Raw genomic sequence first — 14,452 nt, 5'->3', positions numbered from 1 at the left:
TTGTCCTATTTGCTTGTGTCTAACTGGCTAGTTGGAGCACTAAGCGCCTGTAATTGGATATTTTGTAGTACTGAATCCAGCTCTTGTTGGCTGGTGATGCCCACGCCTACCTGTGAAACTGCTAAAGCAGATAGGGCGGTTGCGAATTTAATAAGTTCTGGTTTTGGCATCTGTTGCATGTGACCCCAACATAGGCCAGCAACCAATGTGTCACCTGCGCCTACCGTGCTGACTACTTGCATGCGCGGTGGTTGAGCATGTAACCATTCACCTTGGTTTAGCCACATCACGCCTTCTGCACCAAGTGACACCACGATGTTCTCAATGCCTTTTTCACTTAGGGCTTGGCCCGCGTGTTGGCATTGGTCGTGTGTGGTGAGTTCAGCGTTGAACAGCTGAGACAGCTCTTCGTCGTTTGGCTTAATCAACCAAGGTTGTGCATTGATACCGGCTTTCAGTGCGTCACGGCTGCTGTCGAACAACACCTTTTTACCTAGGTCACGCAAGCGTTGTACCCAAGAAGCGCAAAGCTCTGGCGATACACCTTGTGGCAAGCTGCCTGCAATGACAAAGTAATCGTGCGTTTCAGCAAGCTCTAACAAGGTTTCTTCAAACGCTTTAATCGCGTCAGCATCAACAGGTACACCTGGGAAGTTGATGTCGCTTACTTGGCCTGAATTCTCAACCAGTTTTACGTTGATACGAGTCGCGCCGTCGACACGGATGAAGCGATCCGTTGCGCCTATCTGTTCAAACAGTTGGCAGAACGCTTCTTCGTTATTGCGACCAAGGAAGCCAGTCACGGTCACTTTTGCGCCAAGCTCTGAAAGTACTTTTGCTACGTTAACGCCTTTGCCAGCAGCATGCAGAGAACCTTTGTTTACTAAGCTTACTGAGCCCACGTTCAGTGCGTCGATAGCACCTGTTAGGTCTAGAGCAGGGTTAAGCGTTACGGTAACGGCTTTGATTTGTTTATCAGACATATCGATTCCTTAACCTTCGCCAAGGCCTGAAGCGATAGCTTTGCCAATCGATTCAAGTGCTTGTGCTGCGTCTTCACCTTCAGCAACAAACTGAAGCTGGTGGCCGTGTTTGACGCCAAGTGCGATGACTTTCATCAAGCTTTTCGCGTTCACTTCTTTTCCGTCGCCATCTAGGTTTGAAACGCGGATAGTTGATTCGAATTTCTTCGCTTCAGCCACTAGCATTGCACCCGGACGAGCGTGCAGACCGTGTGCGTTTTTGATTTTGAATACTGCGCAGTTGTCATCGTCTTGAGACGCTGTAGAAACCGCTTCACCTTTTAGAAGACCAATTACTTGCGCTGCGTCAGCGGTTAACAGTTGTTGCTGTTTACCTTCGAAAACCATCTTGCTTAGGTTTGCTAGAATCGATTGGTGCGCGCTGTTACAAGCGGCGAATGCAACCAATGCTTTCACTGGTGTGCCTTCGAATTCACAATGGTTCGCTGTTGAAACGAAAGATACGCCAGTGCGAGTTACGCCTTTATCGCTGCCCAACAACCACAGGCCTTGGCCTAGGTGAGTCGGTGTTTTTGTTACTAGGTCAGCAACGAATGCGTTGTCTGTGCAACCTGTGTTCTTAAGTAGCCCGCCTGCAACAGCAGACATTTGAATCATGTCGCTTGCAGGGAACAATAGCTGAACCAAAGAAGCGTCTAGGTCGGCTTCTAGCTGAACGTCACCGTTAAGTAGGGCGATGATTTCGTCTTCTGATTTCGCTTGCTTTAATTTCTCTTCAACACCGTCAGCTGCCAGAACCTTGGTCAGTTGCTTAAGAATGCCTAAGTGCTCGTCAGATTTAGCTGCAATACCAATCGCAACGTAAACACGGTTGCCGTCTGCCCAATCAATACCTTCAGGGAAGTGGTGTACCGCAACGCCTGTCTCTTTCACTAGGCCACGAGTATCCGTCGTTCCGTGAGGAATCGCGATGCCGTTACCTAGGAACGTAGAGTTCTGGTTTTCACGGTTCAGCATTCCTTCAACGTAGCCAGAGTCAACTAAGCCTTTCGCGGTCAGGTCGCCAGCAATGTTCTGGATAGCTTTGAATTTGTCTTCGGCAGATTGGCCTAGAGTGATGTCAGATTTTGATAATTTAAGCATGGTGCCTCTTTAGCGTATAGCTTGAGAATTTGTGTATCGCTACGATTCAGTCTAGAACAATATTTTCTCGTTGCTTTGCTCTTTGTTCGACGTTGGCTGAATCGATTCAGCATTCAGTGTAAAAAAATTCAGCAAAGCCGATTTTGGTTTTCAAAATAGTTTTGCTGCGTGTCGTAATTTCAGTTTCGTTAATAACGAGAAGTTGAATCACAACAAATGACGCTTAATCCATATAAAAGGATGATTGAAGTCACTTTTCAGATTTTGCTGAATCCTTTCAGCTTTCATACTGAATCGATTCAGCATATAATTCAACTAATCCGAGGATCAGATCATTGGTTATATGATCCTACGCACAAAATACAGGTCACCCATATGACACTTGATGAAATTGCTAAATTGGCTGGAGTATCGAAAACCACGGCCAGTTATGTGATCAACGGCAAGGCGCAGAAATACAGAATCAGCGAGAAGACTCAGCAGAAAGTCATGGCGGTTGTGGAAGAGTTCAACTACCGTCCAGACCATGCAGCGTCGTCGCTGCGTGCTGGTAATAGCCGTTCATTTGGTTTGATTATTCCGGATTTGGAAAACAGCAGTTACGCGCGTTTAGCAAAACTGATAGAGCAGAACTCACGTAAAGTGGGCTACCAGATTTTGATTGGTTGTTCAGATGATGACGCTGAAACCGAACGTAAAGTTGCGGAAGCCTTGGTGAGTCGTCGTATCGATGCCTTGTTGGTGGCGAGTTCCATGCCAGACGCCAACGAGTTCTACTTAAAGTTGCAAAACTCAGGAACGCCTGTGATCGCAATTGACCGTCCGTTAGATGACGAGCACTTTGCTTGCGTACTCAGTGAAGATTTTGAAGCTGCGTTTGAACTGACGCATTCGATTCTCGATGACAGTATTGATAGTGTTGGTTTGATAGGTGCATTGCCAGATCTAAACATATCACGTGAACGCCAGTTGGGTTTCGAAGCGGCAAACAAAGCGTATGGTCAACAAATCGGACTGTCAGAAGACAAACCTACCGTTGTGGGTTACGGCGCGCATTTTGACAGAGAATCTGGGCGTGAGATTTTTGAGGGTTGGATTGCCAAAGGCACGGTGCCCGATGCAATTGTTACCATGTCTTACACCTTGTTAGAAGGTGTGCTGGATGTGATGGTCGAAAAGCCAGAACTGGTTAATCAAGTGAAGTTGGCGACCTTTGGTGATAACCGACTGCTCGACTTCTTGCCTTTCAAAGTCCACTCACTGCCCCAGCAGTTTGAAGTGATTGCCGATAGTGCCTTTGCTTTGGCGTTAAATGCATCGGCTAAGCGTTACCAAGCGGGTATTGAACTCGTACCAAGAAGCTTAGTGAAACGAGGCTAGCTCGAGCTTTTCGGTTAGCTAGAAGCCTCGCGTTTAGCTCGAACTTGGGTTTTTAATCCGCACTTGGTTTTAACTCGAACCTGTAATTAACTAGAACTCAGCAATAAGCCCATTTCTACAATGGCAACAATGCCGAGCAACAAAGCCAACACTTTCCAAAACTGGATCGGGTTTCGGTTTATCAAAGGTTGCTTGGCTTTGCTTTTGACCAAGCTTTGGTTTGGTGTGTAAAGGTCTGCCACAAAATCTCCCAACACTTGATGACGTTCGCTTGGCGATTCCGAGCAGGCTTTCTGTAACACCAAATCCACCCAGCTTGGTAAGTCAGCTCGTTTCTGGGTGATGGGTTGGTATTTCCACTGATGATGACGAGATTGCTTAAGCGATTGTGCGGTCATTTCAGAGTAGGGCAATTCACCGGTTAGCATCTCATAGCCGATCACAGCGATAGAGAACAGATCAGAGCTGGTGGTCGCGCTGTTGTGCTTGATGGTCTCGGGTGCAATGTAATTGACCGCACCTAATGGAGTGTCGTCTTTGTCTGCGAGCTCTCCCTCTTCAAGTCCTCTGACTAATACAGCGCCAAGGTCGATGATTTTTATCTCACCATCATGTTGAAGCATAATGTTCTCGGGCTTTAAGTCTCGGTGCACCATGTCTGCGCGTTGTAATACTCGAATACCTTGTGTGATCTTTTCTAGTATGTCGCGTACTTCATTGAGTGACGGTTTTGGATTGTCGTACATCCATTGTCTTAGCGTGATGCCTTCTACCCATTCGCAGATTTGATATAAGAATTGCGAATGCTCTGGCGTCGGGTAAACCTTCATTACTCTCTTGTTTTTTAACAAGATCCCCGCCCATTGTTCATTAAAGAAAGCTCTGAGTTGCGAAGGGCTATCGTGATATTGAACGGAAGGGACTTTTAGCACGAACTCGGTTTGTGTCTCTTTCTGCATCACCCGGTACACATGGCTTCTAGAGCCTGCATACAACACCTCAAGTACCATAAAGTTGTCGATACTTTGCCCGAGCTTTAACGCGGGTGGGATGGCTCGTTTAGCCAGTTTTTCATGGAACTCAATGAGCGAAGGTTTAGGTAGATGGCTGACTTGCACAATCAAACAGCTCACGTTGTCTGAGCTATTGTGGCTTAAAGCAGTGTTACAGATGGTTTGTGCAGCGTATTCGAAATCCGCTCCAGGCTTATCGATGTGTTCATTGAATGTGTTGGGGGAGACAAATTCATGCACACCATCCGAAGTGAGGATAAAGCAGTCGTTTTTCTTGATAGGCAGGGTTTGATAGTCAACGTTGAGTTGGTTGTCCATGCCTAAGGCGCGTGTTAAGTAATGCTTCTGCCCCATATTTTTACGGGTGTGGTCGCGGGTCAGTTGTCGTAATTCTCCATCTCTTAGTAAGTAAATGCGACTGTCGCCAACGTGGAATATATGCGCGGTGTTCGATTTGAGTATCACGCTGCTGAACGTCGAAACGAGAGCATTGTGGTTAACTTGTTGTGCGGGATGAATATTAGAAACAGACGTGTTGAAGAGCCAAGAATTGAGGGACGTTAAGACTTTCTGTGCTGAGCGCTGAATGCTCCAGCTATTTGGCGTGGCGTAATAGTCGTCGATAAACTGCATCACGCTGGTGTGACTGGCTTTCTGGCCGTGTTCACTGCAACTTGCCCCGTCTGCTATGCAGGCGACACTGCCTTTCAACTCTTGCTCAGTACGAGTTTTGGGGTGCTTTACAATGATGGCGTCTTGGTTTTCATCACGTATGCCTTTATTCGAATAACCACCAAACTTAAGCGTTAACTGGTTGTTGGATTCTGGCGTGATAACTTGCCCTTGGCTGAATGAAATTGTCATAACTGGTCTTCTTATTACCTGCTTTTCTTCCCGCTTCCTTGACAGAACACCCTAGGAAGAACAAAAGCACTAGTGAACCTAGAGCCTTTGAACGCAGTACCAAAGTGGTGAAACACACCTCGGTACTACTCCCGATTCAATGAGTGGTTAGCTCGATACGTTAATCAAGGTCACGCTACCGTCGTCGTTTACTTCGGCGATTTGACCGTTAGGCTCTTCCATGAACAGTAGAGTTACAAAGCCAAGTACCGCTGTTGCAGCAATCACTAAGAAGAACGTTTGGTAGCTCACGAATGACAACACAGTTAGGTAAACTACCGCACCCACGTTACCGTAAGCCCCTGTCATACCAGCAATCTGACCTGTCATACGACGCTTGATTAGAGGAACTGTTGCGAATACCGCACCTTCACCTGCTTGCACGAAGAAAGAACACGCCATCGCCGCGACAACCGCTAGCCATACAGGCCATGTGCTGTCGACTTGCCCCATTGCGAAGTAACCCGCAGCAAGACCAATCGTCAGAATAAGCAGTGTTGGTTTACGACCGAACTTATCTGAAATCCAACCACCACCTGGGCGAGACATTAAGTTCATAAAGGCGTAAGCCGATGCAACCATACCTGCAAGAACCGGTGTTAATTCAAAGGTTTCAGAGAAGAACAACGGCAGCATAGAAACAACAGCCAGTTCAGAACCAAATGTCGCGAAGTACAATACGTTAAGTACCGCAACTTGCTTGAATTTGTACTGGTGAATCTCTGGTACTTCTTCTTTAAATACGTTCTTGTTTACTTTCCAAACTTGCGATACTTCGTACACGTAAAGTGCTGCTAAACCTGCATACACAGAGTAAACCGCCATGTCAGACAGCATGTTGATGTTGCTTGGTGATAGCTTCCATGTCAGTAGCGCTAAAGCGGCATACATCGGGATCTTCATAATAAGTAGGAAGAAAAAGTCACCCTTTGATGTCACTTCCATTGCTGTTACTTGAGCAGGCTTGAAGTAAGTCGAACCTTTTGGTGTATCTGACACGTTTTTGTAGAAGATAAACGAGAACGCTAAGCTCATTACGCCAGTAATACCAACCGCATAACGCCAGCCGTCTTCACCACCAAACGCTAGAGCGAGAGTTGGAAGGGTAAACGCTGCTGCTGCTGAACCGAAGTTACCCCAACCGCCGTAAATACCTTCTGCGGTACCCAATTCATTGTGTGGGAACCATTCAGACACAAGACGAATACCGACAACGAAACCTGCACCAATGAAGCCCAGTAGGAAACGAGCGATGGCCGCTTGAATGAAAGAGTCTGCCATAGCAAACATGAAACAAGGGATTGAACAGACTGCGAGTAGCGAAGAGTAGACCAATCTTGGACCGTATCTGTCGGTTAACATACCAATCGCGACACGCGCCGGAATGGTCAATGCAACGTTGAGAATAAGCAGTGTTTTGATCTCTTCAGTAGAAAGACCAAGTGTGGTTTTTACCATTTGCAGTAGTGGGGCAAAGTTGAACCACACAACAAAGGTAATGAAAAAGGCCATCCAGCTTAGGTGTAAGACCTTCATCTTACCCGTAAATGAAAGCAGCGAAAATTTAGTGTTATCCATGGTTTAAATCCTTTAAATCTGGAAAATTACCCGGTTTGTGCATCTGCGTTACTTCCGAACTTCGAACGCTTAAATGTGCATAAACCCTGTGCCGAAATTACGCACGCCAATGAGCGTTTACATCATGGTGTCGGCGTTTTAGTTAACTGGCGATAGCAAGTGGTGCGAGAACCTGAACCTGTTCTCCTTGCTTGCGAACTTCAAATTTCACGAGCTTGAGATCGGGTTGTTCAAGGCACGCGCCAGTTTCTAAGTGGTAATGCTGCTTGTATAAGGGTGAGGCTACGTAAGGCTCACCGCTTAATGAACCAATGATACCACGTGACATCACATTCGCCTTGCCAACAGGATCGTAATTAGAGAGTCCATAAAGCGTGTCACTGCGCTTGCAGTAAAAAATAGCCACTTGGTTATCGTCTACTTTGGCGCAAATACCACCGTTTGGGGTTAGGTCCCGGGTGTTGCATACGGTTGTCCAATTTTCCATGACTTTCTCCTAGTCAAAACATAAAACTAATAATCAATTTAATTAGGGTGATAGCCGACAGCAGTTTTCTTGGGCTGCGCCGCTGTCGACTATCGATATTGGGTTTAGTTGTTACTGATTCACTCACCATCCATTAGGCTTACGAAACTTCCGTGACTTCGATTTGGTCAGCCTTGGTAAGCATTTCATCTCGTTGTGAATCTGAAGAAGAGCTCAATCTTGGCTTAGGAAAACGCTGCTCTCGTTCTTTGATGAATGACAGGCTAGTGTCCATTTCTTCACTGTTGATGTAGTGCTGGAAGCGCTTCATCTTCTCAGGGTTTTCAATGGTGGTTTTCCATTCACACTGGTACTTCTCGATGTTGAGTGCGATGTCCGCTTCGAGTTCTTCAGCTACGTTGAGCTTGTCTTCAATCACGACTTGCTTGAGGTATTCAATGCCGCCTTCGAGGTTCTCCATCCATACCGATGTACGCTGCAGGCGGTCTGCGGTACGTGTGTAGAACATCAAAATGCGGTCGATGTATTTAAGGAGTGTGGTTTCATCAAGGTCGGTCGCGAAAAGGTCACCATGGCGAGGGCGCATACCGCCGTTACCACAGATGTAGAGGTTCCAACCTTTGTCGGTTGCGATGATGCCAAAATCTTTTGATTGGGCTTCTGCACATTCACGCGTACAGCCAGAAACCGCAAACTTGATCTTGTGTGGTGAACGCAGGCCTTTGTAGCGGTTCTCAAGACGAATCGCTAAGCCAACACTGTCGTCGACACCGTATCGACACCAAGTGCTACCGACACACGATTTCACGGTACGAACCGATTTACCGTAGGCGTGACCCGTTTCAAAACCTGCATCAATCAGCTTTTTCCAGATGATAGGCAGTTCGTTAAGCTGTGCGCCAAACAAGTCGACACGCTGACCGCCCGTGATTTTGGTGTAGAGGTCGAATTCTTTTGCGACTTCGCCTAAAACGATCAATTTATCTGGAGTAATTTCACCGCCAGCAATACGCGGAACCACCGAGTAGGTGCCGTCTTTTTGCATGTTGCCAAGGTATATGTCGTTGGTGTCTTGCAGTTCGATGTGTTGATCTTCAAGGATGTAATCGTTCCAGTACGAAGCCAGAATCGAACCGACAGCCGGTTTACACACGGTACAGCCCAATCCGTTGCCGTGAGAATCTAACAGCTCATCGAAGGTTTTGATTTTGTTGACTCTGATGATGTCGGTAAGCTCTTGGCGAGAATAAGCAAAGTGCTCACAGATATCGTTAGAGACTTCCACACCCAAGTTACTCAGTTCGCTATCGAGAACCTGTTTCGCAAGGGCAGAACAACCACCACAACCTGTTGAAGCGTTAGTGGTTTCTTTTAGAGCCGCCATCGTGGTGCAGCCTGCTGAAATAGCCTCTTTAATGTCGCCTTTGGTTACATCAAAACATGAACAGATCACTGCGCTGACTGGCAGAGCTTCAACACCCATTGCCGAGCCAGAATCATCGGCCACGTTAGGTAAAATCAATACCGATGGGTTTTCAGGAAGGGGCATGTCATTTTGTTTGATTTGCAGTAGCGAACCGTAGGCTTCTGCATCACCGACCAATACGGCACCGACAATTTTCGTGCCGTCAGCCGATATGATCAGGCGCTTATAAACTTGTTCAATTTCATCGTTGTAGGTATATGATTGAGCGCCTTCTGTCTTGCCGTGTACTTCACCAATACTGGCAACATCGACGCCAAGCAGTTTGAGCTTGGTGCTCATGTCTGCGCCAGTGAATGCAGCGTCGTCAGTACCGTCAGAGACAATATGCGAAGCCGCGATTTTTGCCATCGAATAACCGGGAGCGACTAAGCCGAAGATCTTGTTGTCCCAAAGCGCACATTCACCAATCGCGTAGACGTTGTCGATGTTGGTTTGACAGTGATTGTTGATCACAATACCGCCACGCTCGCCAATCTCGACATCAGAGCTTCTTGCCAGCTCATCTTGAGGGCGAATACCCGCAGAGAATACGATCATATCGGTTTCTAAATGGGTGCCATCGGCGAAGTTCATACGGTAGCGAGCGTTTTCACCGTCGACTATTTCAGAGGTCGCTTTCTCGGTATGAACTTGCACACCAAGGTCTTCAATCTTTCTGCGCAGTAGGGCACCGCCACCGTCATCTAATTGAACGGCCATTAGGCGAGGCGCGAATTCAACCACATGGGTTTCTAAGCCAAGGTTTTTGACTGCGTTTGCGGCCTCTAAGCCAAGCAGACCACCACCAATCACCACGCCAGATTTGCTGCCTTTGCTTGAAAGCTCGATGGCGTCTAAGTCTTCGATGGTGCGATAAACGTGACAGTGTTCTTGGTCGTTACCGGGAATAGGGGGAACAAAAGGGAAAGAGCCCGTCGCCAAGATTAGCTTGTCGTAACTTTCAACATGACCACTTTCAGTGATGACTTGTTGATTGGCGGTGTCTAGCTTGGCAACCTTCTGGTTCAACAAGTAGTTCACGCCGTTGCTTTGGTAATACTCTTCACTGGTCAATGACAGGTCATCAGCGCTTTTACCATTAAAGTAAGCCGTTAGCTGAACACGGTCGTAGGCTAGCCTTGGCTCTTCACTAAAAGTAATCACATCAAACTCATCACTGTCTGATTGCAGGATGTTGTCGATAAATTTGTGTCCAACCATGCCGTTACCAACAACGACGATTTTCTTCTTGCTCATAATCCATTCCTTATTCTCGGCGTCACCATCACTAGTATCTAATTTCTAGCCGTTAGCAGATGAATACCGGGTTGAGATTCCACTCAATTCATAATCATCAAGAAAAACAAAAATGTTTTTTCTAAGTCTTGGTTTTTAGTGGAGCAAGGAGGGTGCCAGATTACGGTTCGTTCATTTAAATAAAAATTAACTTATAATTTTCAGTGCTTTAAAAAATGGTGGTAGCACGCAATTACCCCTAAAGTGGTATGTAATTTTTTTGTTAGATTTATATAAATGAACGTTTGTGGTGCAACTTTCCGCAAGATGGTGCAAAAATTAAGTTTCTGTCTTCATTAAATTGTGATTGGTTCGTTGTTGATATTTGTATTTTTATTAACTTGTTGTTTTTAAATTAAAATATTTGAGAATAAAGGGCTGCTATTAAGTGGCGTGTTATTTGCTTGTTTTCAGTTATTACAATTATGGATAATTGAGCGAGAAACGGATGACCGATTCAAACAGCGGCTGGATAAAATCGACCTGTGCTTATTGTGGTGTAGGGTGTGGAATAGAAGCGAGACCGACATCGCTAGGAAAACTAGAAGTGCGTGGTGATAAAGATCATCCATCAAACTATGGAAAGCTTTGTACTAAAGGGATCGCGCTTGGCGACACCGTCACGCCTTTAGGTCGTCTTACACAGCCTGCTCATATTCAGAATGAGCAAAAACAAGAGCTGGATTGGAACAGTGCCACTCAGTTGGTCGCAGACAAATTCAATCAAACCATCGAAGAGTTTGGGGCCGATTCGGTTGCGTTCTATGTGTCTGGTCAGCTGCTTACCGAAGACTATTACGTTGCCAATAAACTGATGAAAGGCTTCATCGGCAGTGGCAACATCGACAGTAACTCTAGGCTGTGTATGGCTTCAACCGTGGTTGGGCATAAGCGTGCATTTGGCGCAGACACAGTACCGGTGTGCTACGAAGATCTCGAGCAAGCCGATCTAGTCGTGATTACAGGCTCCAACTTAGCATGGTGTCACCCGGTACTTTTCCAAAGGCTAAGAGCCGCGAAACAAGCCAACCCTGCATTGAAAGTCATCGTCATCGACCCGCGTTATACCGATACCTGTGAAATCGCAGACATTCACTTGGCATTGGAATCTGGCTCAGACGTGGCGCTGTTTAACGGCTTATTGGGCTATCTCGACGATAACGACAAGCTAGATGCAGACTACATAGAAAACCACACCCAAGGATTTACTGAATCGATTCGTTCTGCAACTCAATATCGCTATACCGAATCAGGCTGGGGCGACAAAAGCGTCCCTGAGCTCACAGGGTTAACAGAGCAGCAGCTAAAACAGTTCTACAGTTTGTTTGCATCGAATGAGAAGGTGCTGACCATTTATTCTCAAGGCGTGAACCAATCCACACAAGGGTGTGACAAGGTGAATGCCATTATTAACTGCCATCTAGCGACCGGGAAAATTGGCAAACCGGGCATGGGGCCATTCTCTGTAACGGGCCAGCCGAACGCGATGGGTGGACGAGAAGTGGGCGGTTTAGCCAATACTTTAGCGGCGCACTTTGAATTTGGTGACCCGCAATCACACCAAACGGTGAGCGAGTTCTGGCAAACCGACAGCTTAGCCACACATGCGGGCTTAAAAGCGATTGACCTGTTTGATGCCATGAATGAAGGCAAAATCAAGGCGGTGTGGATCATGGCGACTAACCCAGTTGTGAGTTTGCCAGATAGCGAAAAGATCAAAGCCGCATTAGAGAAGTGCCCATTTGTGGTGGTGTCGGATTGTATTGCCGATACTGAGACCACTCGCTTGGCTGATGTGGTGTTGCCCGCGCAAGGGTGGAGCGAGAAGTCGGGCACCGTGACTAACTCTGAGCGCCGAATCTCACGCCAACGCCGTATATTACCAAGCCCAGGGGAAGCGAAGCCCGATTGGTGGATTCTAAAAGAAGTCGCACAAAAAATGGGATTCAAAGAGCAGTTCGAGTTCCGCCACGAAGGTGAGATCTTCAAAGAGTATTGCGAGATGACAGCGCTCGGCAATGAAACAGGTAAAGCGCGTGACTTGTGCTTAATCGGACTCACGCAACTGGATGAGAAAGGCTATGGCGAACTCACTCCACAGCAATGGCCAGTGTTAGAGTATCAACCAGAGATTATTGAGCAGCGCATGTTTACCAATGGTGAGTTCTTTACTGAATCTGGCAAAGCGCAGTTTATTGCAGTTGAGCACGACAAACCGATTGCCGATACCAGCCTTGAATTCCCACTTATCATGAACACAGGCCGAATCCGAGACCAATGGCACACCATGAGCCGCACAGGCTTGGCCGCAGGTTTAGGCGAACACACACCAGAACCCTTTGTAGCCATGCACCCAGATACCGTTTCAGAACTGAACTTGGATGAATTTGGGCTAGATGCGTTCAACCACACCACTATTAATCCAGTGGTGAAAGTGCGCAGCGCACAAGGGGAGTGCCAAGCGCGATTAGTGGTGACCAAAGAGATGCGCCGAGAACAAGTTTTCATGCCTATCCACTGGAACGCACCGACCGCCAAAGACAGCAAACCGTGTGACTTGATCTTGCCTCATACCGATGCCGCATCTGGTCAGCCAGAATTCAAACACACACCTGTTGTGGTAGAGCCGTGTGGCTATCGCAGTGAAGCCGCTCTGGTCAGTGACAAGGTGATGGATTGCAGCGGTTTTGATTACTGGGTACGCCAAAGAGTGGATGGCGGTTTTCTGTATCGCATCTCATCATCTAAGAACCCTATGGAGTTGGTGATTCAGCTTGCCAACACCCTTGATGCCTTACCAGAACCTAACACGGAGGCGATCAAATCACTCCATTATCACGGCAATAAATCATTCAAGAACTATGGTTCAGCCAAGCTTGGTAAGTTTGGCGTGAAACAGGCGTTCGTGGTAAATAGTAACCTAGATCATGAAAGCATCAACTGGCTGGTGGAGTGCCTAACCCGAGAAGCCGATGAAGAATTCGAAGCCGAATTTTTGAGCACCATGGCGAAGTAGAGGACACCTTCGTAATATAGAGCAATACCCCAAGGGTCTATATATTGCGGCTACTCGCCCAAATTAGAGACTATCTCTAAGCCGCTCATATTTATAGCGTAATGTCGACAATCATGTTGCTATTATTTGGGGTACACGGCACCGAAGGCGTAATCGTTCATTGTCACACTGCGACCTAGTCATTCGTTTTCTGCATTTTTCTGATGTTTTATAGATAAAATCTGTATTTAGTCACATCTATTGCGTGAGTTAATCAGTAAGGTACTGTTATTAAATAGCTTATTAGACTCGAGCTGATCTGGATAGGTGACTAGACAGAATAGTTTCAGGGATAAAATGTAGAATTTCTCGGTCTAATAACTGTTATACGAATAGAGGGAAATTATGTACAAAAGTACTGATTTTAACTTGGATTCAAAAGAGTTCAGGTTTAAGAAAGACTCATATCCTTTGTCTAAGATAAACAATGTTAGGGTTAAAAAGTTAAGTTTTCTTGATAATTTAGGTCAAGTTTTATTCTGGGTGTGTGTTTTTTCAGGGGCAGTTTGGTTAGTTATTCCAAGGTTGGAAGAGGTGCCACAATGGCTACTAGTTTTAGTTCTTAGTCTGACGGTTGTAGGTTTGGTTTTTGCTCTTTTTCGTTGTTCTAAATATGCACTTCAAGTCGAGTTTCGCCACATAGATGAAACGGGCGTTCAATGGGTTAATGTCGCTAAGTCATACTCAAAGTCAGATTGTGAGTTATTTGAACAGCAAGTGTTGGCACTGAAGAAATTCGTATAACAAATTGTTCAAGAGTGATTCGGCACGCGTGGCATTTTTACTATGCGTTGGTTTTAGTGGTTAAGGTGTTATGCGGAACCTTCGGTATTGCGTGCCTCACACCTTAACAAGGCGTTAGTTTGCAAAGAGCAGAAAATCGTTTGTGGCCTAAAAGCCTTGTTCTGCGTTCTAGCTATTCACCTGTTATTTCCCAAAGACTTTTCATCGAAATAGGCATCTCGCGTAGCCAGTTTTTCGGCTAATTGGCTTTCGTGTCATTCAATTCTTCCGCGTTAGTAAGGTTCATTTCTCAATGTTCTTGCGCGCTGCTTCTTTGGTTTTGAAAGTTAAGTGTGAGAATTGAACATTGCATTTGTGGCTGTCGGCATCTACGAAAGTCTTCTTAGCCAAGTTTGTTTTGTTGGT

General features: G+C 46.3%; 9 protein-coding genes. 3 read left to right on the top strand and 6 right to left on the bottom strand.

Annotated elements, in window-relative coordinates; genetic code table 11:
- Nucleotides 1-5 precede the first annotated feature (5 nt).
- Together pfkB and fruB are read right to left on the bottom strand one after the other, a co-directional pair.
- Entirely contained in the window at nt 6-983 is a 978-nt protein-coding gene (gene pfkB / locus ACED48_RS09980; protein WP_017058512.1) for a 1-phosphofructokinase, read from the bottom strand.
- A 9-nt stretch (nt 984-992) separates the two neighbouring features.
- Nucleotides 993-2,126 carry a fused PTS fructose transporter subunit IIA/HPr protein gene (gene fruB, locus ACED48_RS09975; protein WP_017058511.1) on the bottom strand — a complete coding sequence of 378 codons (1,134 nt, stop codon included), beginning with the start codon at nt 2,124-2,126 and terminating at the stop codon, nt 993-995.
- 375 nt (nt 2,127-2,501) lie between these two features.
- Between fruB and cra the strand changes: the two genes are divergently transcribed.
- The gene (gene cra, locus ACED48_RS09970; protein ID WP_017058510.1) at nt 2,502-3,506 is read left to right on the top strand and encodes a catabolite repressor/activator; all 1,005 of its coding nucleotides are present in this window, start codon (nt 2,502-2,504) and stop codon (nt 3,504-3,506) included.
- 86 nt (nt 3,507-3,592) lie between these two features.
- On the opposite strand, the gene ACED48_RS09965 is transcribed toward cra, so the two are convergent.
- The 4 genes from ACED48_RS09965 to nirB form a co-directional block, all read right to left on the bottom strand.
- Nucleotides 3,593-5,383, bottom strand: coding sequence for a bifunctional protein-serine/threonine kinase/phosphatase (locus tag ACED48_RS09965; protein WP_017058509.1), 1,791 nt, complete (start codon nt 5,381-5,383; stop codon nt 3,593-3,595).
- Nucleotides 5,384-5,530: 147 nt separating this feature from the next.
- The gene (locus ACED48_RS09960; RefSeq protein ID WP_017058508.1) at nt 5,531-7,000 is read right to left on the bottom strand and encodes a NarK family nitrate/nitrite MFS transporter; all 1,470 of its coding nucleotides are present in this window, start codon (nt 6,998-7,000) and stop codon (nt 5,531-5,533) included.
- 142 nt (nt 7,001-7,142) lie between these two features.
- On the bottom strand, nt 7,143-7,487 hold the full coding sequence (nirD, locus tag ACED48_RS09955) for a nitrite reductase small subunit NirD (protein ID WP_004730303.1): 345 nt from the start codon (nt 7,485-7,487) through the stop codon (nt 7,143-7,145).
- A gap of 139 nt (nt 7,488-7,626) precedes the next feature.
- Complete coding sequence (gene nirB, locus ACED48_RS09950; RefSeq protein WP_017058507.1) at nt 7,627-10,209, bottom strand: nitrite reductase large subunit NirB; 2,583 nt, start codon at nt 10,207-10,209, stop codon at nt 7,627-7,629.
- A gap of 472 nt (nt 10,210-10,681) precedes the next feature.
- On the opposite strand from nirB, the gene ACED48_RS09945 reads away from it, so the two are divergent.
- Complete coding sequence (locus ACED48_RS09945) at nt 10,682-13,264, top strand: molybdopterin oxidoreductase family protein (protein ID WP_032548014.1); 2,583 nt, start codon at nt 10,682-10,684, stop codon at nt 13,262-13,264.
- Between the two features lie 384 nt (nt 13,265-13,648).
- Entirely contained in the window at nt 13,649-14,047 is a 399-nt protein-coding gene (locus ACED48_RS09940) for a DUF6232 family protein (RefSeq protein ID WP_017058505.1), read from the top strand.
- The last annotated feature ends 405 nt before the right edge of the window (nt 14,048-14,452 follow it).

Origin of the sequence: Vibrio sp. 5S239 (assembly GCF_041439575.1) — a bacterium.
GTDB classification, from domain to species: domain Bacteria; phylum Pseudomonadota; class Gammaproteobacteria; order Enterobacterales; family Vibrionaceae; genus Vibrio; species Vibrio kanaloae.
This window is presented reverse-complemented; position numbering and strand designations above follow the sequence as displayed.

Excerpts from the sequence above, each read along its gene's own strand:
- pfkB (WP_017058512.1), bottom strand. The coding sequence starts at position 983 with ATGTCTGATAAACAAATCAAAGCCGTTACCGTAACGCTTAACCCTGCT.
- fruB (WP_017058511.1), bottom strand. The coding sequence starts at position 2,126 with ATGCTTAAATTATCAAAATCTGACATCACTCTAGGCCAATCTGCCGAA.
- cra (WP_017058510.1), top strand. The coding sequence starts at position 2,502 with ATGACACTTGATGAAATTGCTAAATTGGCTGGAGTATCGAAAACCACG.
- ACED48_RS09965 (WP_017058509.1), bottom strand. The coding sequence starts at position 5,383 with ATGACAATTTCATTCAGCCAAGGGCAAGTTATCACGCCAGAATCCAAC.
- ACED48_RS09960 (WP_017058508.1), bottom strand. The coding sequence starts at position 7,000 with ATGGATAACACTAAATTTTCGCTGCTTTCATTTACGGGTAAGATGAAG.
- nirD (WP_004730303.1), bottom strand. The coding sequence starts at position 7,487 with ATGGAAAATTGGACAACCGTATGCAACACCCGGGACCTAACCCCAAAC.
- nirB (WP_017058507.1), bottom strand. The coding sequence starts at position 10,209 with ATGAGCAAGAAGAAAATCGTCGTTGTTGGTAACGGCATGGTTGGACAC.
- ACED48_RS09940 (WP_017058505.1), top strand. The coding sequence starts at position 13,649 with ATGTACAAAAGTACTGATTTTAACTTGGATTCAAAAGAGTTCAGGTTT.